The organism is Micromonospora sp. KC721, from assembly GCF_004348355.1.
In the GTDB taxonomy this organism is placed as follows: domain Bacteria; phylum Actinomycetota; class Actinomycetes; order Mycobacteriales; family Micromonosporaceae; genus Micromonospora.
Window position 1 is genome coordinate 1 of the sequence record NZ_SMJY01000009.1, and the last position, 22,797, is coordinate 22,797.

Sequence of the window (22,797 nt, forward strand, 5' to 3'; positions counted from 1 at the left end):
GACAGCCTGTCCGGGGGCGGGCGGGGCGGTGTCCCCACCGGGCGGCGTCACGATGAACGAGCTCTTGTCCGACGAGACCACTTTCCAGCCTTCCGGCACGGTGCTCACCTCGAAGCCGACCGGCTGGGTGCCGGTGTAGGCGACGAGTTGCAGGCGCGACGTGTTCGTCGACGTGCCGGGCCCTTCCGCGACCCTGGTCGGGGCGCCTCCGGTCCCGCCGATCTGGCCGGCACCCAACGCCACGGTGGCGACGAGGGCGACGGCCGCGCCGGAGAACGCGAGCCGCCGCTGCCGGCGGCGGGTCAGGGCACGGTGTCCCCGGGCCACGTCGGCGGTGACGACGTCCGGGCTGGTCTGGTCGGGCGTGACGGCATGCGGCAGGGTACGCAGGACGTCCATCACGTCTGGCATGTCAGTACTCCTTCAATTCATTCGGGTCAGGGGTTGGTTCAGGCGAAGTCGTGCACACGTGCGGGGAAGACCGCCCGTAGTCGTTCCAGCCCTCGGGCGCTCTGGCTCTTGACGTTGCCCTCGCTGCACCGCATCGCGGCGGCGGTCTCGGCGACGCTGAGCCCTTCGACGTACCGCAGCACCACCGCCGTTCGCATGCTCGTCGGCAGCGTGGCCAGCAACGCCAGCATCGTCGTCTCGTCCCCGCCCGGGGCCTCGACGGCGGCGACGTCGGGCAGCTGCGCCCGCACCTGCTCACGCCGACGGAACAGGCTGCGACGCTCGTCCGTCGCCGCATTCACGACGCACCGCCGTGCGTACGCATCCACCGTGTCCGGCCGCACCCTCGACCACGCCAGATAGATGCGGGTCAGTGCTGTCTGCACCACGTCCTCGGCCTTGGCCAGATCGCCGGAGACCAACAGTGTTGCCACGCGCACCAGGCCGGCACGCCGGGTCATCACGAACTCGGTGAACTCGCGATCCTGCTCGGAGGGCCGTCTCACAGGCCACCCACCTCTCCTTGTCCCCGCTTGCCACTCGGACACCTCTCTTACGAGAGAGACCGCGAGTCCGTTGCATGCTGGACGAAGAAGTTCAGCGTGGATCCCCCTGCCTCAGGGGTGAGGTGTGGTCAGTGAATGCCTGAATCAGTCGGCTACTTCGCGGCGCTGCCGAAGGCGCTCGACAGGTACGCCCGGGAGTCGGCGATGGCACCCTCGATGATCCGGGCCGCCTCGCGGGCCTCCTCCGGCCGGTGGTCGGCCTGCACCTGTAGCCGGAACCGCGACGAACCGGTCGGCGTCACCGGGAACTCCACCATGAACGCGAGCACTCCCCGGTCGAACAACAACCGGTTCGCGACACGGGCCAGCTTCTCGTTGCCGATCAGCAGCGGCACGATCGGTGACGGCTCGCCCATACAGGTCAGGCCGCGCGTGGTGAGTTCGTCGCGCAGAGCGTCGATGGCGGCGAAGAGCCGCCCGCGCAGCTCGTCGCCCTCGGGCGACCGGATGATCCGGGCCGCCTCCAGCACCACCGCGGTCTGCACCGGGGAGAGCGCGTTGGAGAAGAAGTGCGAGCCGCCGAACATCTTGATGTACTGCTTCAACGCCGGTGAGTTGGACGCGACGAACCCGCCGTTGGAACAGAACGTCTTCGAGAACGCCCCCATCACGATGTCGACGCTGCCGAGCAGGCCCTGCAGCCCCAGTACGCCGGTGCCACCCGGTCCCATCGAGCCCAGGTCGTGCGCGACGTCGACGAGCAGGGTGGCGTCGTACTCCCGGCAGACTCGTTGCAGGGTGACCAGGTCGGGCCAGTCGGCGTCGACCGAGAAGAGACCGTCGGTGACGACGAGGACGCCGTTACGGGTGTCCCGACTACGGATGTCGGCCAGGTGCTGGCGTACCGATTCGACGTTGAGGTGTTCGTAGCGCACCACGTTGCGGGTGGCCGCTCGGGCGCCCTGCTGCAGGCAGGAGTGGGCCAGCCGATCGATGAGGATGTGGTCCTCCTGGCGGACCAGGCCGACCACCGCGCCGAATCCGGCGGCCCACCCGGTCGGGAAGAGCGTCACGTGCTCGAGCCCGACCAGGTCACCGAGGGCCCTCTCCAACTCGTCGGAGATGCGGGTGTTACCGAGCACCATCGGCGAGCCGGCGCTGTGCGGACCGTAGTCGCGCATCGCCCGCTCGGCTGCCGTCCGGATCGCCGGATGAGTGTTGAACGACAGGTAGTCCTGGGAGTTGAAGTTGATGCCCCGGGTACGCCGACCGAGGTCGTTGGTGATCTCGGCGACGCTGCCCGGTGCCGCCTCCAACACGCGGGAGTACTGCCACGTCTCGGTCCGCCGGCGGGCGAGCACCCAGTCGTGGAAGTCCTCCGTGCGAGTCAGCAGGTTGCGGCCGGCCGGGCGGTAGAAGTCGTACGCGTTCTTGTCCAGCGCGTACTCCTCGTCGGGGTCGACGGGGTTGCGAAGGTGCGCCGGCTCCCACATCTCCTCAAGGTCGGCGACCACCTGGGCGAGTTCGTCGTCGGCGCCGTCGAGGCTCGCGAAGTCGTCCCACGGGATGTGGGTCGCCCAGTTGCGGATCATCTCGGACACCTCGGCCGCGGTACGGGCCATCGTCGTCACGTCGCCGCGTCGGGCCGCGCCGAGAATGATCTCGATGAGCTCGCCGTCTTCACGCTGGTCCAGACCAGTGGTCACGGTGTTGCCTCCCGGGGCAAGGTGTGTCAGGCGAAAAGGTTCTGCTGGTACATGCGGGACGTCGCGGCGAAGTCCTCGAAGATCGGGTAGCCGGCGGACGTTTCCTTCGCCGCGTCGTTGAGCAGGAACAGGTTCGATGCCTGGAAGAACTCCGAGACCGGCGCGACGTCGGCGTGGGTGGCGATGAATCGGTCGATCTCCTGCTGGTTGCCGCGCAGCGCGACGAACAGCTGCAGCTCGTCGTGCCGGTACGGACGCATCTCGGCGAGCGTGCAGACGTAGTCGTAGTAGGCCGCCGCGTCCTGGCCGCGGCGTCGCCTCTCGTACGACGCCATCGCCTCGTCGAACGACGCGTCGTCGGACAGCCAGCGGTCCAGCGCGGCGGAGGCCAGCTCGGCGTCCCGGAAGGCGTGTGTCATCCCGATCGCGGTGCACTGGTCTTTGAACGATTCAGCGTCGCCGACGAGCACCCAACCGGGTCCGTGCAGCGGCCGGAGGAACGCCGCCTGGTCGAGGGTGCCGTAGATGCGCTCCTCCCGGGTTCCCTGGGCGCGCACCAGCTCACCGAGTTCCGGGCTGACGAAGTCCAGCGCCCGCTGGTAGTTGCCGGGTACGTCGGCGCGGAACTCCCGCGACCACTCGCTCGGCCCCCACACCAGGACCATGTTCTGCTCGAAGTTGGTCGGTACGACAGCGCAGGCCAGCCGTCCGCGCCGGTGCAGCTGCGCGGTCTCGATGCTGAAGCCGGAGTAGTAGCTCCAGTAGGCGAAGGTGCACCGCGGGCGCTCGTCGAACTTGGGCAGCTGGAGGGTACGCGCCACGAACGAGTTCCGGCCGTCGGCACCGACGACGATCCGGGCCCGCTCCTCGACCGACCGCCCGTCGGAGGCGCGGCCCCGGATGCCGACGACTTGCCCGTCCTCGACGATCAGGTCACGCACGGTGAAGTTGGTGCGTACCTCGGCGCCGGCCTTGGCCGCCGCCTGGACCAGGATCTGGTCCAGCACGCTGCGCCGGATCGAGGCGTAGGTGCGCACCACTCCCGAACCGTCGCCATGCAGGTCGCGGAAGTAGGCTCGCAGCAGCTCCGCCGGGACCGAACCGGTCAACCGGATTCCGTCGTTGACCACGTCGATCTCGGTCTGCGCCGGGGTGACCGCCAGCACCTGCTCCAGCAGTCCCCACCGGTTCAGGTAGGACATTCCGTGCGGCCACAGAAAGTGCGTCGATATGACGTCGCTGGGAAACGATGAGCGGTCCACCACCAGCACCCGGTAACCACGCCGAGCGAGCAGCATCGCCGTGGACGCCCCCGAACAGCGGGCCCCGATCACGATCGCGTCGTACATCTTGTCGATCCTCCATCGGTTGGGCGCCCCGCCGGCCCTCCATGTTAGAGGCACCGGCGGGGCGTACCCCCCTGGCGCAAGAAGGGGCGCGAAGGGATCAAGTTCCCTATTACCGCAAGATGCCGATCTCCATGCCGCGTCGAATGCCAGCTATGTCGATCATCGATGGGTTATGCCGCTTCGGGTCGCGGCGGCACAAGGTGAGGCTGACCGAGGCAGAATCAGGGCTGGAAGGCCGCCGCGTTCTCGCGTACCCAGTCGGTGAACGTCCGTGCCGGGCGACCGGTGACCTGTTCGACGGTCGGCAGCACGGTGTAGCCGGCCTCGGGTGGGTTGGTGCGCATGGTGAGGAAGAACTCGATGTCCTCGTCGGAGTATCCCTCCGCACGCCACCGGGCGACGACCTCGTCGGTGGTCAACTCGACGTACCGGATTTCGCGGCCGAGCACCTGGCTGAGCTGTTCGATGCGCTCCGGTACGGTCAGCGCCTGCGGGCCGGTGAGCCAAAGGTCCCGCCCGGCGTGCCCGTCGGTGGTGAGCGCGACCGCCGCGACCGCGGCGATGTCGGCCTCGTGGATCAGCGCGCTCTTCGCGTCCGGGAACGCCTCGCGGACGACCCCTTCGGCGCGGATGCTCTCGGCCCACTCCAGCGTGTTGGACATGAATTCGACCGGCGACAGGTGGGTCCACTCCAGTCCGCTGGCCTCGACGGCCTCCTCCAGCGGGCCCTTGCTGATGTCACCGCGAAGAACGGTGACCCTGCGGATCCCCGCTCGCCGCGCCAGATCGACGATCCGGTCGGCCTCCTTGAGCGGGGCGTAGTCGTCGCCGAACGTGATGAGGTGGGCCGCGGTGACGCCGGCGAACGCGTCCACCAGGCTGTCGAGGTCGGTGAGGTTGCCGGCGGTCACGTCGACACCGTCGGGAAGGTTGGCCTCCGTCGGGCGGCGGGTCAGGGCGCGGACGGGATGTCCGGCGACTGCCAGCTGCGCGACGAGGTGGCGGCCCACGGTGCCGGTGGCTCCGGTCACGAGAATCGTCATACCGCCGACACTAGAAAGATCCGCGGTCAGATCCTGTCCGCGAATGCCTGACATGCTGTGAGCGTGTTGAACGTGTCGGCACGGTTGCTGCGGCTGCTGTCCCTGCTGCAGTCCCGGCGGGACTGGTCGGGCGGGGCGCTGGCGGAACGCCTCGACGTGAGCGCGCGCACGGTGCGTCGCGACGTCGACAAACTGCGGCTTCTCGGGTACCCGATCGAGGCGATCGGCGGCGTCGGCGGCGGATACCGGCTGGCGGCCGGCGCGGCGCTGCCGCCGCTGCTGCTCGACGACGACGAAGCGGTGGCCGTCGCCGTCAGCCTGCGGACGGCGGCGGCGCTGGCCGTCACCGGCATCGAGGAAACGTCGGTCCGCGCGCTGGCGAAGGTCGACCAGGTGTTGCCGGCACGACTGCGGCATCGGGTGAACGCCTTCGGCGCGGCGGTGGTGACGCTGCCGGCGTCCGGACCGACGGTGGATCCCACGATCCTGACCGCCGTGGCGGCGGCCGTGCGCGATCGTGAACGACTGCGCTTCGACTACGTCGCCCGCGACGGCTCGACATCTCGACGCGACGTGGAGCCGTACCGCATCGTCCACAGCGGACGCCGTTGGTACCTCTACGGTTGGGACGTCCAGGCGGCGGACTGGCGGACGTTCCGCGCCGACCGGCTGTCGCCGCGCGTGCCAGCCGGGCCCCGGTTCCGGCCACGACCGCTGCCGGCCGATGACGTCGCCGTCCACGTCGCCCTCGGCATGACGTCCCGGCAGTACCGGCACCAGGCGGTCCTGACCATGTACGCGCCGGCGGACGCGGTCGCCGAGGAGGTGCCGCCCACTCTGGGTGTGATCGAGCGGATCGACGAGCACACCTGCACGTTGCGGATCGGGTCGGACAACCTCGACCAGCTCGCCGTGTGGGTCGCCGCGTTCGGCTTCGAGTTCGCGGTGCGTGAACCGGCGGAGCTACGCGCACACGTCGACACGCTCGCCGCGCGCCTCGGCCGGGCCGCCTCCCGGCGCACAGCCCGGCCCGCGGTTCGCCCAGGTTCCGACCTCAGTTCCCCAGGCACTCGCGCAGTGTGACGGTGAGCCGGTTGGCACGTTCGTCGTCCACGCCGCCCATTTGACTGACCACATTGCTTGGACCTAGATCAGGAACACTGGTTGACTGGGTGTGACCTTGCAGCCGGACCGGGATTCGCCGAACGGAGTGCCGATGGCCCGTGAAGTTCTTCTCTTCCGCCGCGCCGTGAGCAAGGCTGCCGCCACGGTCGTGACCGTGCTACTCGTCGCCGTGCTCGGCCCCGCAGTCGACCCCACGCCCGCGAGCGCCGCGGCGCCATCGCGGGTGGAGGGTGTGCTGCCTGATGGCTCGACCTACGTGATGGACGTGCCGGCGAACTGGAACGGCACCGTGCTGCTCTACAGCCATGGCTACGTGCCCGACAACGTGGCGAACCCGGCCCGCAACGCGCCCAGCGACAACGTCCGCACCGCGTTGCTGGAGGCCGGATACGCGCAGATTGGCTCCTCGTACCCCGCAACCGGTTGGGTTGTGCAGGGGGCCCTGTCCGCTCAACTCGCCACGTTGGACAAGTTCGAGGCCCAGTTCGGCCCGGCCCGGCGAACGATCGCGTGGGGTACGTCCATGGGGGGCATGATCACCACCGGACTCGCCGAACGATTCAGCCACCGGTTCGACGGAACGGTGACCATGTGCGGACTCCAACAGGGTGCCGTAGCCAACTGGAACAACAATCTCGACACCCTCTTCGCCATCCGCGCCCTGCTGGCGGCGGGCTCGACCGCACCGTTGGTACGACTGCCCGGACAGGCCGCCGCGCTCGCCTCCACCGCCGAACTGACCGCCGCCCTCGACGCGGCACAGGCGACCCCGCAGGGCCGCGCCCGCATCGCGCTCGCCGCAGCGTTTCGCAACATCCCGGCATGGACCGACCCGGCTCGGCCGGAACCGGACGCGGACGACCACGACACCGCACAGCGCAACCAGTTCGAGGCGCTCCGCCAGTTCGTCAAGACGGGACTCACCTGGCGGCAGGAAGCCGAAGAACACGCCGGCGGCAACATGTCCTGGAACAGCGGCGTCGACTACGGCCGCATCTTCGTTCACTCCGCCAACCGACAGCAGGTCGAGCAGTTGTACGCGCGGTCAGGGCTGTCGCTGCGCGACGACCTGACCGCGCTGGCCGCCGCACCGCGCATCACCGCAGACCCGACAGCGGTCCGCTACATGATCCGAAACATCTCCTTCACCGGCCGGCTCACCACACCGATGATCAGCATCCACACCACCGGCGACCCGCTCGTCCCGGTACAGGCCGAAAAAGCCTACGCCGAAGCGGTCAGCGACGCCGGCCGCTCGCGGCTACTGCGCCAGGGATACGTCCACCGAGCCGGACACTGCACCTTCACCACCGGTGAGATGCTGGCGGCCGTTCACGCCCTCGATCACCGGATCAGCGCAGGGCAGTGGCCCGACATGTCCCCCGGCACGCTGAACCGACTCGCAGCGGACCTGGATCCCACGGCGACCCACGCCTACGCCCCCTACCGACCTGGCCCGTACCCCCGGCCCTTCCACCTGCGCCACTGACACCGACCACCGGTATCCCCGGCTGGCAGGCCCACGGACACCCTCGCGGTGGTGGTCGGTGGATCCGCTCCCCAGGAGGTCCGGGTGGTGCGGCCCAGCGTCGGTAGGAGGTTAGGAACCTCCACGAGAAGGTATAGGGCCGTATGGCGACGACGGGTCCGGCTCGAGGGATACCGGTGCGGGCCGGACAGCCAGGTGCGAGCCGGCCAGCCGAGCCGCCCAACATCCTGTTCATCCTGGCCGACGATCTGGGTTGGGCGGATCTCGGCTGTTACGGCTCGACGACGATCCGCACGCCGAACCTCGATCGACTGGCCGGGGAGGGCCTGCTGTTCCGCCACGGCTACGCGTGCACGCCGTGGTGCTCGCCGACCCGCATCGGGCTGTACACCGGGCGCTATCCGACCCGGTTGCCGGCGGGCCTGGAGGAGCCGCTGACCACGCACGCGGAGGGCAACGGGATTCCGGCCGAGCATCCGACCCTGTCGTCGTTGCTGCGGGCCGCGGGTTACCAGACGGCAATGTTCGGTAAGTGGCACTGCGGGTGGCTGCCCTGGTACAGCCCGCTGCGCATCGGTTTCCAGACCTTCTTCGGCAACTTCGACGGAGCGATCGACTACTTCGAGCACGTCAGCACAATGGGCGAGGCCGACCTGTACGAGGGGGAGACCCCGGTCGAGGAGGCCGGCTACTACACCTCCCTGATCTCCGAACGCGCGGCCGACTTCGTCGCCGCCGACCGCGACGGCCCCTTCTACGTCCAGCTCAACTACACCGCGCCGCACTGGCCGTGGGAGGGCCCAGGTGACCGGGAGGTCGGCGCGGAGATCCGGCGCAGGTTCAGCCAGCAGTCGGTGCCCACCCCGTTGATCCACCCTGACGGCGGCTCGCTGGCGAAGTACGCCGAGCTGGTCGAGGAGATGGACGCCGGCGTCGGGAAGGTGCTCGCCGCATTGGCCGACGCCGGCCGCGCCGACAACACCGTCGTTGTCTTCACCTCCGACAACGGCGGCGAGCGGTGGTCGAAGAACTGGCCGTTCGTGGGCGAGAAGGGCGATCTGGCCGAGGGTGGCATCCGGGTCCCGCTGATCCTGCGGTGGCCGGCGGCCGTCGCCGGCGGCCAGGTCATCGACCATCCGATCAACACCCTCGACCTGACCGCGACACTGGTCGACGCCGGCGGATCGGCACCGGACGAGGGCTTTCCGCTGGACGGGGTGGACCTGTTGCCGTGGCTGGTCGACGGCGCCGACTTCCCCGAGCACGACCTGTTCTGGCGTACCTCGAATCAGGGGGCGTTACGCCGCGGCCGGTTCAAGTACCTGTACGACCGTCGCGACCGGTCGGTACTGGGCAACTGGCCACGCCGAGAGGGCCCTTTCCACCTCCTCTACGACGTCTCGGTGGACGGCCGTGAGCAGGCGGACATCGCCGCCCGCCATCCCGACCTGCTGAACGACCTACGCGAGACGTGGGAGCGAACCGACGCGCAGTTGCTGCCCTACCCGGCGGGTCATCCAGGTGTGCCGCGGCCGGAGGCGAAGCCCGCGACCAGCGAGCCGGACTAGGGGCTGATCGGATGATGCGGGATGTTCTCTCCACGGTGGGAAACCTGGCGGTCCTGCTGTTCGCCGTGACCTCGATGCTCTCGGTGGGCTTCGCCTACTCGGTCAGGCAGATCCTCGGCCCGCTGCGTGACCTGGGGGCTCTGGCGCGGGCGCTATTGGCCAACTTCGTGCTGGTCCCCCTGCTCGCGCTCGGCATCCTGTGGCTCTGGCCGCTCGACCGTCCGCTGGAGGCGGGGCTGATCCTGGTGGCGATGTCCGCCGGCGCACCGTTCCTGGTCAAGTTGACGGCGGTAGCCCAGTCCGAGGTCAGCCTCAGCGCCACACTGCTGGTGCTGCTGCTGCCGGCCACCGTCGTGTACGCACCGATCGTGATACCCCAGGTGCTTCCCGAAGCGGAGGTCTCCGCCGGTGCTCTCGCGGTGCCGCTGCTGCTGACCATGCTCCTGCCGCTCGCCGCCGGCCTGCTGGCCCACAACCGTTGGCCCGCCCTGGCCCGGCGGTTGGCACCGATCGCCCGCCACTTTTCGACCGTCGCGTTGGTGGTGCTCGTCCTGGCCACCACACTGGCCAATATTCCGACGATCACCGACCTGTTCACCAAGGGAGCGATCGTGCCACCCCTGTTGGTGATCGCAGGTGGGTTCGTCATCGGCTACCTGCTCGGCGGAAAGGACCGTAACGCCCGTGAGGTACTCGGGCTCGGCACCGCGCAACGCAACATATCGGCCGCGACCGTGATGGCCACCCAGGGCTTCGACGCCGCCGAAACGGTCGTCATGGTGATCGCGACCTCACTGGCGGGCTTCGCGCTGCTCTTCCCCATCGCCGGGGTACTGCGCAAGCGGGAGCCCGTCGCCACGGCCCGAACTGGTTGAAGCGCAAGCAGGTGCGGTCGACGCCCCTACTCCACGGCTATCCGTACGGTCTGGACACCCTTGTCAACGGCGACGTCGAGAACACGAGGCCCTTCGCCGCGCGGGACCACGCTGATACTGCCGTCGCGTTCCAGGTAGGCGAGCCGCACGCGCGACAGGTCCGCCTCACTTCCCGTACCACGAAGGGCCTCGTCGAGATCCAGCCGGGATACGTGGCTCTTTCGCATCCCGGCACGGTTGAGGTGCCCGTCCTCGACAAGCAGGACCGGGCGGCCCTTGACGAGCGGGCCGAACCAGTCGAAGTGACAGGACACGGTCGCGATCAGCCGATGCAACATGATGAGCACGAAGCCGGCGAGCCAGACCGCGACGAGCCCCAGGCTGTTCGTGATGGCGCGGCTCATGACCGAACCGAACATGATCGCCACAACGAGGTCGAACGCCGTCGCCTTGCCGAACAGCCGCTTGTGCCCGAGCCGGACGATCGCCAGCGCCACCACGAAGGTCGACACCGCCCGCAGCGCCATCTGACCGGGGTTGAGTTCCTCCGCACCGATGCCGAGCAGGGACTCCAGCAGACTCGTCACCCAATCCACCACTCAAGTCCCTACCCATAACCATAGAAATACGACATTAGGAGCATACGGCAGCACCGTCGGATCACAGCGCAGCCGCTGCACCAGTGGCGGTGCCCGACATGTCGGGCACCGCCACTGCGGCGCACTGGGACAGGTCCGCCACCTGGCCACTACGCGGCGGCGTCCTCCAGCAGCCGCAACGCGAGCTGCTGCAGCTCGGGGCCGGCCTTCTCCGGACTACCGGTGTCGAACGGCGGATCCGGATCGTACTCAACCGCCAGTTGCAGCGCCTGCGCAGTTCTTTCGTCGACCAGCTTGGCGGCCAGGTGCAGGGCCATGTCGATACCAGCCGACACCCCCGCCGCCGTGATGATCTTCCCGGATTCCACGAACCGGCCCGGTGTGTAAACCGCACCGAACGTCGACTCCATATAGGACCGCGACGCCCAGTACGTGGTGGCCGGTATCCCGCGCAGCAGCCCGGCCGCGCCGAGGATCAACACACCCGTACAGACGGACACCGTCCACGTGCTCCGCTCGTGCAACCGGCGCACCCAGTCGACCGTCTCGGCGTCCTCCATGGCCGCGATCACGCCACGGTTGCCAGCGCCCGGGACCAGGAGCACGTCCGCGTGCCGCACCTGCCGCAGCGCCCGGTCGGCGACCAGCCCGAGCACACCGGTGTCGGTACGTACCGGCCCGACCCGCTTCGCCACCGTCACCACCGACGCGCCTGGCACCCGAGACAGCACCTCGTACGGCCCAACCGCGTCCAACGCGGTGATCCCGTCGTACAGCAGGATCGCCACCCGCGGCCCACGCGACCCGGGCCCCGCCACGGCCGGCTCGGGCAGTCCCGTGGCGGCCAGACCCGCCCCGGCACCACCGAACGCCGCAGCCTTCAACAACGCACGTCGACCACCATCGGCCATACTGGCCTCCTTCAGATGACAACCTGACCTCAGGTAGTCGGCGGGGAACCCGTTCCAGTTCCCGACGGGTGAGAAACCCCTGCCGCCCGGGACTTCCGGCCGACAACGAGTGGGGGCAGGCGACCGGCGGTGGTCAGCTGACCCGGCGATGGATTCGCCCCAGGCCGACGGCCGCGAGCAGTGCGGTCAGACCGAGGTACAGCGTCAGTTCGATCCATTGGAAGGGCCAGAAGCGCTGGTTGGGCTGGTAGGCCAGGGTGACGTGAAGGTCGAGGTCGCCGAGGCATACCGCGGTGTCGCCGAACGTGCCGGAGGCGCCGGTCTTCGGGGCGTTGTCGAGGCATTCGTTGAAGGCGGCGTCGGACAGCTGCCGGCCGTCAGGTGTCAGGAGTCGGCTTGTTTCCGTGATCCAGGCGTCCGGCAGCTCCAATCCCCCGATAGCCGCTCCGCCGGTGATGCTGCCCAGTGATCGGGCCCGGTTGATGGCGTCGGCCGTCATCTGGACGGTGGTTCGCTCGGCGGGCAGGTAGTGGGGGCGCAGCAGGTTGGGTACGGCGAGCTGGACTGCGATCACGGCCAGGAACACCATTGCCATCGCTGGCAGGGTGCGGCGGACCAGCAGCCCGGTGATGGCGCCGAAGGTGAAGCCGAAAGCGGCATACCCGATGGGCGCGATACCGCGCGCGCCGAACAGCACCGCGCTGAAGCGGTCGCCGGTCACCTGGTCGACCGGGGCCGCCGCCCACGTCAACAGGGCGCTGAGGATACCGGCGACGGCCATGCCGACCAGGCCGAGCACGGTCAGCTTGACCGCGAGCCAGTAGCGGCGTGGCACGCTCTGGTTCCATACCAGACGATGGGTGCCCGTCTCCAGCTCCCGGGCGATGAGCGGCGCTCCCCAGAACGCGCCGATGAGCGCGGGTACCAGGCCGAAACCAGCGGCCAGGAACAGCATCGTCTGCCCGTACTGGCTCGGCAGCTGAGACGTCTCGCGGACGGCGCGGATGGCCCCGCCGAGGCGCACCAGGTAGCTGGCGGCGAGGACCAGCAGGAGCGCTCCGACGAGCGCCTGGCCACGGAACTGCCGCAGGGTCATCCTGATCATCGCGGCACCGCCGCAGTCGCCCGGGGTGCGGCAACCGTCCGGGCGGCCCGCGACATGTAGGCGAGGGCCAGCTCCTCGAGCGTGACCGGTTCGGCGTTCCCAACCGGTACCGCCGCACCGACCCGGACCAGAACGCTGCCGTGCTCCGCCCAGATGACCTCGACCCCGGCCATCGTGGCCGGATGGCCGGCGATCCGGCGGTGCGAGGCGAGCAGCTTCCGGACCGGACCGGCGACCTGGATGCGCGAGTCGCAGAGTACGACGAGGTAGTCACAGACCTGCTCGACGTCGCTCAGCAGGTGCGAGGAGAGAATGGCCGTGGCGCCGAGTTCGCCCACGAACTCCAGGACACTGCGCATGAATCCCTTGCGCGCCAGGGGGTCCAGCGCGGCGGCGGGCTCGTCGAAGATGAGCAGCTCGGGTCGCTTCGCTGCGGCGATGGTCAAGGCGAGCTGCGCGCGCTGGCCGCCGGAGAGTCGGCCCGCCTTCTGCTCGGGGTCCAGGCCGACCTCCGCGATCCGCCGCTTGGCCAACGCCGGGTCCCAGGACGGGTTCAGCCACGCACCCATTTTCAGGTGGTCGGCGACGCTGAACGAGGCGTACACCGGGGTGTCCTGGGCGACGAAGCCGACCCGGGCCAGGTGCGTCGCGTTGGCCGCCGGTCGGGATCCGAGAACGGACAACGTGCCCGAGGTCGGTCGGATCAGGCCGCTGGCCAGTTGCAGGAGGGTGGACTTGCCGGCGCCGTTCGGGCCGACCAACCCGACGATGTGCCCCCGCGGAATCGCCAGTTCACAGTCGGTCAACGCAGCACGGCGGCCGTACCGTTTGGTCAGCCGTTCGGCGTGCAGGACGAGTGGTGTTCGCATTGGCTCATCCTGCGAACGGTTGGCGGCCCGGGCATCGGTCCGAAGCAGGGTCGGGTACCGCCGGCAGCCCTACTTTTGACCGGTTCGCATGCGTCCGCGATTTCATAGGTTCGCGGCATGAACCTGACACATCGATCGGCGATGAACGCCTTACTGGGGCTGGTTCTCGTCACCGTGAGCGTGCTCACGGCGTACGTGATCGCGGGCAGGTGGGGCGGCCTCTACTGGCTGTTCGACTGTCTCGCCGGGGCGGCAGGGGCGCCCGCGCTACTGCGCCGGCCGCAGCGGATCTGGCCGGCCGTGCGGGGCCTCGCGGTCGCGGAGACCGTGATGAACATGGTCACCTGGCTGGTCGCCATGGCGCTCGGAATCACCCTGCGCGTAGCCGCACGGGCCTCGTAGCTTGAACACGATGAACATCTGGAACCGGCTGTCCGGGATTGCGGCCACAGCGGGACTCGCCGTGGTTTTCCTCGTCGCCGTCGTCGTCGAAGCCGCGGCGATCGCCCAGACCTGGGGCGCCCGGCACTGGCTCGCCGGTGGTACGGCCGCCGTCGTGGTCTGTGTGCTGGCGCTGGTACGCCGGCGGCAGCGGACATGGGCGGCGGTCGCCGGTCTGGTGATCGCTGGACTGGCCATCGCGGCGGCCCGGGTGTTTCACCTTCCGGCCGAGCCGGGACCGGCCATGGCGCTGGCGCTCGCCGTCCTCGTGGGGTCGGCGGTACGCGCGCTACCTCCCGTACCGGCTGGTGCGCTCGCCGCCGGCGGGCTCACGGTGGTCGGCGGCGCCCTTCTCGCCGCCCGACCGGAGTCCGGGGGGTCGCTGGGAGTCGTGGCAATGAACGCCGTGGCCTGGCTCAGCGCTGTCACGGCGGGGCTGGCGCTGCGGTCGCAGGACGACCGGGCGGCGGCCACCGCCGAGACCGTACGCCGGGACGAGCGGCTGGAGCTGGCCCGGGAACTGCACGACGTGGTGGCCCACCACATCACCGGCATGCTGCTCCAGGCACAGGCCGCCCACCTCGTCGCGCGCAAGAACCCGGGGCAGGTGACCGAGTCGCTGACCGAGATCGAGGCCGCTGGCACCGAGGCGCTACGTGCGATGCGCCGGGTGGTGGGGCTGCTCCGCGACACCGGCGACGCGCCGCCTGCCTCGGCCGGGCCGGAACAGCTCGGCGCCCTCGTCGAACGCTTCAACCGGCAAGGGCCACCGGTGCGCCTGCGGGTACCCGATAAGAGCGCGGCGTGGCCGCCGGAGGTGACCAGCACCGTGTACCGGATCGTCCGCGAGGCGCTGACCAACGTGGCCCGCCACGCGCCGCACGCCCACGACGTCACCGTCACCGTCGACCAGCGCCCCTCCAGCATCACCGTCGAAGTGAGCGACGACGCACCACCAGGCGTCGCCCGCGCAGCCCAGCGCGGCGGCTACGGCCTCATCGGCATGCGCGAACGCGTAGAAACCCTCGGCGGCACACTCCATGCCGGTCCCCGCGCCCCGACAGGCTGGTCTGTCCTGGCCACCCTTCCCCTCGACGACAAAGGGCCACGGTGACGATCCACGTACTGATCGCCGACGACCAGGCCATGATCCGCAGTGGCCTGCGGCTCATCCTCGAAGACCAACCGGACATCAGCGTCATCGCCGAGGCGTCAGACGGTGTCGACGCCATCGCCCAGGCCCGCCGGCTACGCCCCGACGTCTGCCTGGTGGACATCCGCATGCCCCGGCTCGACGGCATCGAGGTGACCCGCGCACTGGCCGGACCCGGCGTGCCGAACCCGATGCGGGTCATCGTGGTCACCACATTCGACCTCGACGAATACGTGTACGGCGCGCTGCGCGGCGGCGCCGCCGGCTTCATCCTGAAAGACGCCGGCCCGGCTCTGCTCGTCGAGGCGGTACGCGCCGCCCACAACGGCGACGCGCTGGTCTCCCCATCGGTCACCGTACGGCTGCTCCGCCAGCTGACCACGCCGGTACGCCAACCCGACAAGTCGCTACCGTCATTGTCGGAACGCGAGATCGAGGTGGTACGGGAGATCGCACGCGGCCGTACCAACCTGGAGATCGGCGCCGAACTGTTCATCTCCCTGAGCACGGTCAAAAGCCACGTCTCGACCATCCAGACCAAGCTCGGACTTCGCAACCGTACTGAGATCGCCGTCTGGGCATGGGAGCACCGGATCGCCGAAACCACCTGACAGCAGCCGGCTTCATGATCTTGCGCGTCCGAAGGGGGTCGACTCGCGGCGGCCCCGCGTTCGCTGGGACAGAGCCAGTGCCGGGCGATGGTAACGCCCAGCTGCGTCATCAGGTTTCGCTGAAGGTCCGTCGGTATGCGCCGGGTGTGGTGCCGAGATGCGCCCGGAAACGGCGACGCAGGTTGACCGCCGAGGCAAGTCCGACCCGGGTGGCGATGGCTTCCACCGGAAGGTCGGTCTGTTCCAGCAGTATGCGTGCCGCGTCAAGGCGCTGGTTGAGCAGCCACTGTCCCGGGCTGGTGCCGAGCTGTTCCGTGAACCGCCGGGCGAGGGTTCGGCTGGATAGTCCGGCGCGTTCGGCGAGGTGGCCGAGGGTCAGTCGGGTGTCGAGGTGGGAGGTGGCCCACTCCAGCAGTGGTGCCAACGACTCGTCCGCCTTGGCCGGGGCGGGCCGTGCGGCGTACTGGAGTTGGCTGCCCTCCCGGTGCGGCGGCAGGACCATGCGCCGGGCGATCTGGGCGGCGTACGCCGCGCCGTGGTCGGAACGCACCAGGTGCAGGCACAGGTCGATGCCGGCGCCGGTCCCGGCGCTGGTCGCCACGTCGCCGTGGTCCACGAAGAGTACGTCCGAATCCACCTGCACCCCGGGGAAGGCTGCGGCGAACCGGGCGGCGCTGCGCCAGTGAGTGGTGGCACGGCGGCCGTCGAGCAGTCCGGCCTGAGCGAGGACGAAGGCCCCCGTGCAGATGGCGACGATCCTCGCCCCGCGCCGATGGGCGTCCCGCAGTGCCTCGGTGACGTTCGGTGGCACGGGTGCGCCGGGTGGCTGCCAGCCGGGGACGATTACGGTGTCCGCCTCCCGTAGGGCGGCCAGCCCTGCCTCGACGAGCATCGGGTAGCCGGCCGTGGTCGGCACGGGTCCGGGGCGCTCGGCGCAGACGCGGAAGCTGTAGTCCTGCGGGACGGTACCGAAGACCTCGGAGGCGCAGGCCAGCTCGAAGGGCGACTGCGGCGGGGTGACCAGGGCCAGCACCCGATGAAGGGTCATGGCAGGAATGTACCTGAGGGTGTCCTTCCAGACTCTCGGCGAGGAGGGCCACCCCCGGCCACAGTGGATTCGTGAATGACATCATCGAAACGACAGTGCTGCGGACCGAAATCCAGGTCGACGGCGAAACGGCCAGCTACCTGACCGTGGAGCAGGACGGTCCGGCCGTGCTGATGCTGCACGGAACCTACTGGAGCCGGGTCTGGCGTCCGGTGATGGACCACCTCGCCGCGGCGGGGCTGCGACCCGTCGCGGTCGACCTCCCCGGACTTGGGCGCTCGGGAGGCGAACTCACCCTGGAAACCGGCACGGTCCCAGCCCTCGCGGACTGGGTGGCGCGCTTCGCCTCCGCGCTGAAGCTCTCCGCGCCGATCGCCGTAGCGGGTCACGACATCGGCGGCGCCGTCGCCCAGCACCTCCTCGTCCACGATCGGCTGGAAGTGTCCCGGCTGGCATTGCTCAACTCGGTCACCTACGACTCCTGGCCGGTGTCCAGCGTCGCCCGGTTCCGGGACCCGGAGGTCGTCGCCGCGACCACCGCCGACGAGATTCTCACCGCCCGCCGGCAAGCCGTGACAGCAGCACTGGCCGGTGCCGCCACCGAGCAGCTCATCACGGACTACCTGAGCCCGTGGACCGATGCGCGGGTGCGCCGCTCCTGGATGGCCATGGTCGGCGCAGCCGACAACCGCTACACCCGCGAGGCCGTTCCCGCGCTGCGACAGAACCCGACACCCAAGTTGCTGATCTGGGGCGAGGACGACGGCTTCCAGAAGGTGGAGTACGCCGAGCGGTTCGCCTCGGAGATCCCGCACACCACACTCATACGTATCCCGGGCGCAGGGCACATCCCCACGGAGAACGCGCCCGACCAGGTCGCGCGCGCGCTCACTGATTTCTTCACGGCGTAGAGGCTTGGTGGGCGGCCTGTGAGCTGCCGTCGTCGTTTCGGTCGCTACGGGTGCGATTCGTCGCCACCGCGCATCGCATGCAGGCTGCACGCCACGGACAGCGCGGCGTCCCGGCCGCCGTCCCGCGCGACGTCGGTGGTGTCGACGCTGGTCCAGCGGCCGATCTGCTCAGCGGGCATGCGGGGGCTTCCCTACCGGGAAAGTTCTCGCGGCCCTCGTGGTTCCCGTCGGTGCAGCTCTCAACATGATCGTGATGCCACCGCAGAACGAGAGCCTGATGGCGGCGCCGGTCACCCTGACCGTGTGGGGTGCCGCTGCGACGGCCGCAATCGTGGTGGTGACCCGTGCCGTCCATGCCGGGCGGCATGGCAGCGCCCACCAGCGGCAGCCCCGCGCCGGGAAGTTGCTGGACGGCGAACAGGTCCGCCGTCCAGCAACGAGGTCCCGGTTCTCGGAACGGCGGACGGGTCAGAGGGTTACCACCCTGCCGCCGAGGGTGACGACGAGGCGACCGTCCGGCGCGAAGGACCAGCCCAGAGAGCCGGTGTAGTTCGCGCAGCGGGTTCCGTTCGCGCCGTCCCAGAACTGGTTGGAGCCGTCGGCGTCGCCGACGATCCGGTCTGTCGATCCGCTGTTGCACGAGGTGTTGTTGCGGAACACCGAGGAGCCGGCGTCGAAGTTGAAGTTGCGCTCCTCGTTGTTGGTGCCGAGGTTGTTGGAGATCTGCATCGAGCCGTTGTTGCGGTTGTAGGTGAAGCCGTGCTTGCCGTTGTCGTGGGCGATGTTGCGCCGGATGACGTGGTTGACCCCGATGTCCTCGCCGCCGAGTTTGTAGCCGTTGCGGTCGCCGTTGCCGGCTTGGCCGCCGTTGCTGAGGGTGCCGTTCTCGTAGGCCAGGGAGTCCTCGATGGTCACCGCGCCGATCGGGCCGGTGTCCGTCTTGGTGAACAGGTCGTAACCGTCGTCGATGTTGTTGTGGGCCACGGTGTAGCGGAACACGTTGCCAGGGCCGACGGTGAGCTTCGGGGCGAAGCCGTCGGCGTCCTCACCGTCGGAGTCGACGTTGTCGTGCGACTCGGTGCTCAGGATGAGGTTGTGGGACGGCCACTGGTCCCGGGGGGCGCCAGCTGCCAGCCGCGAGAGCTGTAGCCCCGAGTCCCGGTTGAACCGCGTGATCACGCGCTCGATGATGTTGTTGTTGCCGGCGAGGAGGATCCCGTTGTCGCCGGCGCGTTCGACGACGAGGCCGTGGACGTGCCAGTAGTTCCCGCCCACGACGAGCCCGCGGTTCGCCGGATCCTCGCTCTGTGCGGAGAAGTTGAGGATCGGGGTCTCACCGGGGTAGGCGAACAGCTTCTTCCGGGCGCTTGAGCTGCCGTTGTTGCCCTGCGCGATCGTGATGGTCTGCGAGTAGTGGTAGGTGCCGCCGCGCATGTAGATCGCCCCGCCGGCGGCGACACGGGTGATCGCCGAGGTGAGGGTGGTCGGGTTCGACTCGGATCCGGCTGCGCTGTCGCTGCCGTTCGGCGCCACATACAGCGCGCCACTGGGCGGGGGCGTGGTCGGCGGGGCTGTTGTCGGCGGTGCCGAGGTCGGCGGTGCCGTGGTGGGACTGTTCACCACGACGTCGTCGAAGCGGGCGCTGGCGTACTCGGTGAACAGGGCGATCCGCCCGCTGCTGGTCATCGCGTTGGTGCCCGACGCGACCTCAGTGCCGTTGACGAAGCCGCGCAACGTGCTGCCCCTGGCCTCGATGCGCAACGTGTACCAGGTGCCGGTGGACACGCTCAGCGGCGCTGATCCGATTACCGTGATCGAACTACCGTTCATCGCCTGCAACTCCACCCGGTTGGCATTGATCAGCGCCAACCGATACATCGTGGTTGATCCGCTGGCCCGGGCCGCCAGAGCCACCACCCGGTTCGAGCCGTTGAACGACAGCGGTTTGACCCGAGCCTGCACCGCGTAGTCGCTCCAGCCGGAGTTGCCGTTGAGGAGCCGGGCGCGGCTGCTGGCGGTGTCGGACTGCTGGAGGACCTGCGAGCCGTCGGACACCACGGACCAGCTGCCGCCGGACTTCGACCAACCGCTGGTGCTGCCGTTCTCGAAATCGGCCGAGAACAGCGGCGCCGCCTGTGCGGCGACGGCAACGCCGAGCGCGAGGACGACCGAGGCCAGCGCGATGCTGGTCGCGGCGACGAGCCCGGCTCTTGTACGTCTCATGGTGCTACCTCCTGGGTGAGCCGGGCAGCGGTGAGAACGACGACTGCCCGGGGGACGGGGCGATCCGGACTTATCAGGACCCGGGCGCGCCTCCCGTCCGCGTGGTCGGCGGTGTGGGTGAGTGGGGCCTGGTCAGGAAAGCGCGTTCCCACCGACAGGAACAATGTTCGATCGAAGACTTTGCATCTGTCGAACCGGTCCCCCGGTGTTTGTTATCCCCGACCGCCCCGAGCGTCAACGAAACGGGGACGTCCGTCACGCAGTGGGCGGAACCACCGACGCACAGTTCGCCGGCCCCCGGTTCTGGCTGCAACGGCCGAAACGACACACCGGCGTGTCAGCATGACGATCCGCCTGGAAAGGGTGCTCATGAGGACAGCTCTGATCACCGCCGCCCGCGCCGGCGACGAACAAGCCGTGGCGGCCGTGGTCGCCGAGGCCATGCCGCTGGTGTACAACCTGGTGGGCAAGGCGTTGAGCGGCAGCCCGGACACCGACGATGTGGTTCAGGAGACGATGCTGCGCGTCGTGCGGGGCATCAGCGGGCTCAAGGACCCTGAGCGCTTCCGGGCCTGGGTCATCTCGATCGCCTACCGACAGATACAGGACCGCGGCCGGTCGGTCCGGGCGGCGGCCGCGCTCGGCCCGCTGACCGACGACGTCTCGGACTTGCCGGACCCGTCCGGCGACCTCGCCGACTCCACACTGTTTCGACTGCACCTGGCGAGTGAGCGCCGCGAGGCGTACGAGGCCAGCCGCTGGCTCAGCCCCGAAGACCAGCGTGTCCTGACGCTGTGGTGGCAGGAGGTCGCCGGCACGCTGACCCGCGCCGAGTTGTCCAGGCAGCTAGGTCTCAATCCCGCCCACGCGGCTGTCCGGGTGCAGCGCGTCAAGGCACAACTGGCGCTCGCCCGTACCCTGCTACGTGCGTGGCGGGCGAGCCCACGCTGCGACGGCCTGACCGTGGCAGCGAAACGCCTGGCCGGGCCGTCCGGCCCGCGCTGGCTGAGCCGGCTGGGCCGGCACGTGCGCGGATGCGACCGGTGCCGGGCCCACGAACGGGAACTGATCCCCGCCGAACACCTGCTGTCCGGTGCCAACCTGGCGCCCGCCCTCGCCGCGTTGGCCGCATCGACCGGCGCGACCGGTGCTCTCGGTGGCGTAGCGTCACCGCTGGTGGACCTGCTCCAACGGACCGGCCGCTACCTGCTCGCGAAACTCGTTCCGGTCGGCGGCCTGGTCACTGCCAGCGCCGCCACCGTCTTCGTCGCCGCCGTCCACCACACGCCGGACACCAGCAACGGCGAGGGGTACGCGCCGCCGCCGGCCGCAACCGCCCCGAGTTCGTCTCGGACGGCTACCCCCGCCGTCGCACCGTCCGCCGTCGCCCCAACCGCCGGTACTCCGGCCGCCGCAGCGGCCGACGGCTTCCGCGGCGTCACCACCGCCACCTACTTCGTGGCTCCCGACGGCAGCGACGACAACCCCGGCGGGCTCGACCGGCCGTTCGCCACAGTGACCAAGGCGGTGAGCGTGGTCCGCCCCGGCGAGACCGTCGCCCTGCGTGGCGGACGCTACCGTCCCACGCGCCCGGTCGAGATCACGACGAGCGGCACCCCCGAGCAGCGGATCATCATCAGCAACTACCGGAGCGAGCGCCCTGTCATCGACGCCTCCGGCCTGCCGGGCAAGACGTCGTTCGTCACGCAGCGAGCCAGCTACTGGGTGGTGCAGGGCTTGGAGATCAGCGGAGCACCCGGCCACGCCTACCTCTGCCGGTCCTGCCGGCGCAGCGTGTTCCGGGCGCTGTCCCTGCACGACAACGGCAGGACCGCCCTGCTGCTGCGGGACAACGGAACCGTAGGGAACCTCGTCGTCGACAGCGACTTCTTCCACAATCGAGACCCCGACACCCATGGCGAGACCGGCGACGGGCTTGGCATCGAGTACGGATCAGGTGCCGACAACGTCGTTCGCGGCTGCCGGTTCTACGAGAACGCCGACGACGGCATGGGCCTGCACGAGTTCACCAGCGCCGTACGGATCGAGCGGTCCTGGTCGTTCGGCAACGGCGTGAACCGCTGGGGCTTGGAGCCATTCGACGGCGACGGCTACGGTTTCAAGCTCGGCGGTGGCGACCCGGCACCCGCCGTCAACCACAGCATCACCGACAGCGCGGCGTGGGACAACGCCGGCTACGGATTCACCGAGAGCAGCAACGCCGGTGCGCTGTCGGTCCGCGGCAACACCGCCTTCCGCAACGGCGAGGCCGGCTTCGCCTTCGAGCTGTCCGCGGCGCTGCTGCACAACAACCTCGCGGTCGACAACGGCGACGACGCGCGGATCGGCGGACGCGTGAACGCAGCCGACAACTCGTGGGACCAGCCCGGCTGGAGCGCGGCGGCACTGGTCACCGCGAACCCGGCCTCGGCGCTGGCACCGCGGGCACGGGACGGCTCTCTACCCCGGACAGTCTTCCTGACCAATACCAAGGACAAACGCATCGGCGCCGCCATGAACCCTGGGCGGTAGGCGGCCGCGGTCCGCGACCACGTCCGGGTCGCCAGTGGCCAACACCGCGTTCCACTGCCTGCAGAGGTACGCACCGGTTCCCCCACCAGAGCGGCACCGACGGTGCCCGCGATGACGGTTCGAGATGTCCTGCGCACGGCCCACCCTCTTCGGGCCGCCTCGTCCTGGTCCGTGTGGCCGACAGGACTGGCTTCCTCCTCCGGCTTCACCCGTCTGTCGCGGCCGGGACGGAGGTCGGTTGTCGATCGTCGGAGAAGACCCGTGCCGGCACGGTCGAGTGAGC

21 protein-coding genes are annotated in these 22,797 nt (G+C 69.5%); 9 read left to right on the forward strand and 12 right to left on the reverse strand.

What is annotated here, in order from left to right; genetic code table 11:
- From E1182_RS03080 to E1182_RS03100, 5 genes are all read right to left on the reverse strand, one after another.
- Positions 1-411, reverse strand: a 411-nt coding sequence (locus E1182_RS03080; protein WP_207921241.1) for a hypothetical protein, incomplete at its 3' end; no start/stop codon positions are given.
- 38 nt (positions 412-449) lie between these two features.
- Positions 450-956 (reverse strand): sigma-70 family RNA polymerase sigma factor, encoded by a 507-nt coding sequence (locus E1182_RS03085; protein WP_243705999.1) that lies wholly within the window; start codon positions 954-956, stop codon positions 450-452.
- A 152-nt stretch (positions 957-1,108) separates the two neighbouring features.
- Complete coding sequence (locus tag E1182_RS03090; protein ID WP_132261085.1) at positions 1,109-2,662, reverse strand: aminotransferase class I/II-fold pyridoxal phosphate-dependent enzyme; 1,554 nt, start codon at positions 2,660-2,662, stop codon at positions 1,109-1,111.
- 26 nt (positions 2,663-2,688) lie between these two features.
- Entirely contained in the window at positions 2,689-4,011 is a 1,323-nt protein-coding gene (locus tag E1182_RS03095) for an NAD(P)/FAD-dependent oxidoreductase (RefSeq protein WP_132261086.1), read from the reverse strand.
- Between the two features lie 221 nt (positions 4,012-4,232).
- Entirely contained in the window at positions 4,233-5,054 is an 822-nt protein-coding gene (locus E1182_RS03100; protein WP_132261087.1) for an NAD(P)H-binding protein, read from the reverse strand.
- Between the two features lie 63 nt (positions 5,055-5,117).
- Between E1182_RS03100 and E1182_RS03105 the strand changes: the two genes are divergently transcribed.
- From E1182_RS03105 to E1182_RS03120, 4 genes are all read left to right on the forward strand, one after another.
- A complete protein-coding gene (locus E1182_RS03105) occupies positions 5,118-6,137 on the forward strand; it encodes a YafY family protein (protein WP_132261088.1) in 1,020 nt (339 codons plus the stop codon).
- 133 nt (positions 6,138-6,270) lie between these two features.
- The gene (locus tag E1182_RS03110) at positions 6,271-7,668 is read left to right on the forward strand and encodes a hypothetical protein (RefSeq protein WP_132261089.1); all 1,398 of its coding nucleotides are present in this window, start codon (positions 6,271-6,273) and stop codon (positions 7,666-7,668) included.
- Positions 7,669-7,844: 176 nt separating this feature from the next.
- The gene (locus tag E1182_RS03115; protein ID WP_207921242.1) at positions 7,845-9,236 is read left to right on the forward strand and encodes a sulfatase; all 1,392 of its coding nucleotides are present in this window, start codon (positions 7,845-7,847) and stop codon (positions 9,234-9,236) included.
- Positions 9,237-9,247: 11 nt separating this feature from the next.
- Positions 9,248-10,111, forward strand: a complete 864-nt coding sequence (locus E1182_RS03120; protein WP_207921243.1) for a bile acid:sodium symporter family protein — start codon at positions 9,248-9,250, stop codon at positions 10,109-10,111.
- A gap of 26 nt (positions 10,112-10,137) precedes the next feature.
- Here the strand turns inward: E1182_RS03120 and E1182_RS03125 are convergent, their stop codons facing one another.
- The 4 genes from E1182_RS03125 to E1182_RS03140 all read right to left on the reverse strand — a co-directional run bounded on the left by E1182_RS03125 (position 10,138) and on the right by E1182_RS03140 (position 13,595).
- Positions 10,138-10,710, reverse strand: a complete 573-nt coding sequence (locus E1182_RS03125; protein ID WP_132261091.1) for a DUF421 domain-containing protein — start codon at positions 10,708-10,710, stop codon at positions 10,138-10,140.
- Positions 10,711-10,859: 149 nt separating this feature from the next.
- Complete coding sequence (locus E1182_RS03130) at positions 10,860-11,621, reverse strand: DJ-1/PfpI family protein (protein ID WP_132261092.1); 762 nt, start codon at positions 11,619-11,621, stop codon at positions 10,860-10,862.
- A 133-nt stretch (positions 11,622-11,754) separates the two neighbouring features.
- Positions 11,755-12,726, reverse strand: coding sequence for an ABC transporter permease subunit (locus E1182_RS03135; protein WP_132261093.1), 972 nt, complete (start codon positions 12,724-12,726; stop codon positions 11,755-11,757).
- Positions 12,723-13,595: an ABC transporter ATP-binding protein gene (locus E1182_RS03140; RefSeq protein ID WP_132261094.1), complete on the reverse strand. Its 873-nt coding sequence runs from the start codon at positions 13,593-13,595 to the stop codon at positions 12,723-12,725. Before E1182_RS03140 ends, E1182_RS03135 begins: the two co-directional genes overlap by 4 nt.
- Before the next feature lie 141 nt (positions 13,596-13,736).
- Here E1182_RS03140 and E1182_RS03145 point away from each other — a divergent pair, with 141 nt between their 5' ends.
- Genes E1182_RS03145 through E1182_RS03155 form a run of 3 tightly spaced genes read left to right on the forward strand, consistent with a single transcriptional unit; the run spans position 13,737 to position 15,800 of the window.
- Positions 13,737-13,997, forward strand: coding sequence for a hypothetical protein (locus E1182_RS03145; RefSeq protein WP_132261095.1), 261 nt, complete (start codon positions 13,737-13,739; stop codon positions 13,995-13,997).
- Positions 13,998-14,007: 10 nt separating this feature from the next.
- Positions 14,008-15,150: a sensor histidine kinase gene (locus tag E1182_RS03150; protein WP_132261096.1), complete on the forward strand. Its 1,143-nt coding sequence runs from the start codon at positions 14,008-14,010 to the stop codon at positions 15,148-15,150.
- Entirely contained in the window at positions 15,147-15,800 is a 654-nt protein-coding gene (locus E1182_RS03155) for a response regulator transcription factor (RefSeq protein ID WP_132261097.1), read from the forward strand. The genes E1182_RS03150 and E1182_RS03155 overlap by 4 nt, the downstream gene beginning before the upstream one ends.
- A gap of 109 nt (positions 15,801-15,909) precedes the next feature.
- Here E1182_RS03155 and E1182_RS03160 read toward each other — a convergent pair whose 3' ends face one another.
- The gene (locus E1182_RS03160; protein WP_132261098.1) at positions 15,910-16,848 is read right to left on the reverse strand and encodes a GlxA family transcriptional regulator; all 939 of its coding nucleotides are present in this window, start codon (positions 16,846-16,848) and stop codon (positions 15,910-15,912) included.
- Between the two features lie 71 nt (positions 16,849-16,919).
- On the opposite strand from E1182_RS03160, the gene E1182_RS03165 reads away from it, so the two are divergent.
- Positions 16,920-17,759, forward strand: a complete 840-nt coding sequence (locus E1182_RS03165) for an alpha/beta fold hydrolase (RefSeq protein ID WP_207921244.1) — start codon at positions 16,920-16,922, stop codon at positions 17,757-17,759.
- 44 nt (positions 17,760-17,803) lie between these two features.
- On the opposite strand, the gene E1182_RS32665 is transcribed toward E1182_RS03165, so the two are convergent.
- On the reverse strand, positions 17,804-17,938 hold the full coding sequence (locus E1182_RS32665; RefSeq protein ID WP_256370799.1) for a hypothetical protein: 135 nt from the start codon (positions 17,936-17,938) through the stop codon (positions 17,804-17,806).
- 289 nt (positions 17,939-18,227) lie between these two features.
- Positions 18,228-19,982, reverse strand: coding sequence for a family 16 glycoside hydrolase (locus tag E1182_RS03170; RefSeq protein ID WP_132261099.1), 1,755 nt, complete (start codon positions 19,980-19,982; stop codon positions 18,228-18,230).
- Positions 19,983-20,324: 342 nt separating this feature from the next.
- Here E1182_RS03170 and E1182_RS03175 point away from each other — a divergent pair, with 342 nt between their 5' ends.
- Positions 20,325-22,514: a sigma-70 family RNA polymerase sigma factor gene (locus E1182_RS03175; RefSeq protein WP_132261100.1), complete on the forward strand. Its 2,190-nt coding sequence runs from the start codon at positions 20,325-20,327 to the stop codon at positions 22,512-22,514.
- Positions 22,515-22,797: the final 283 nt, after the last annotated feature.

Bases quoted from the DNA above. Each gene is read 5' to 3' on its own strand.
- E1182_RS03120 (WP_207921243.1), top strand. From the start codon at position 9,248: ATGATGCGGGATGTTCTCTCCACGGTGGGAAACCTGGCGGTCCTGCTG.
- E1182_RS03150 (WP_132261096.1), top strand. From the start codon at position 14,008: ATGAACATCTGGAACCGGCTGTCCGGGATTGCGGCCACAGCGGGACTC.
- E1182_RS03110 (WP_132261089.1), top strand. From the start codon at position 6,271: ATGGCCCGTGAAGTTCTTCTCTTCCGCCGCGCCGTGAGCAAGGCTGCC.
- E1182_RS03140 (WP_132261094.1), bottom strand. From the start codon at position 13,595: ATGCGAACACCACTCGTCCTGCACGCCGAACGGCTGACCAAACGGTAC.
- E1182_RS03175 (WP_132261100.1), top strand. From the start codon at position 20,325: ATGACGATCCGCCTGGAAAGGGTGCTCATGAGGACAGCTCTGATCACC.
- E1182_RS03130 (WP_132261092.1), bottom strand. From the start codon at position 11,621: ATGGCCGATGGTGGTCGACGTGCGTTGTTGAAGGCTGCGGCGTTCGGT.
- E1182_RS03160 (WP_132261098.1), bottom strand. From the start codon at position 16,848: ATGACCCTTCATCGGGTGCTGGCCCTGGTCACCCCGCCGCAGTCGCCC.
- E1182_RS03145 (WP_132261095.1), top strand. From the start codon at position 13,737: ATGAACGCCTTACTGGGGCTGGTTCTCGTCACCGTGAGCGTGCTCACG.
- E1182_RS03100 (WP_132261087.1), bottom strand. From the start codon at position 5,054: ATGACGATTCTCGTGACCGGAGCCACCGGCACCGTGGGCCGCCACCTC.
- E1182_RS03135 (WP_132261093.1), bottom strand. From the start codon at position 12,726: ATGATCAGGATGACCCTGCGGCAGTTCCGTGGCCAGGCGCTCGTCGGA.
- E1182_RS03095 (WP_132261086.1), bottom strand. From the start codon at position 4,011: ATGTACGACGCGATCGTGATCGGGGCCCGCTGTTCGGGGGCGTCCACG.
- E1182_RS32665 (WP_256370799.1), bottom strand. From the start codon at position 17,938: ATGCCCGCTGAGCAGATCGGCCGCTGGACCAGCGTCGACACCACCGAC.
- E1182_RS03170 (WP_132261099.1), bottom strand. From the start codon at position 19,982: ATGAGACGTACAAGAGCCGGGCTCGTCGCCGCGACCAGCATCGCGCTG.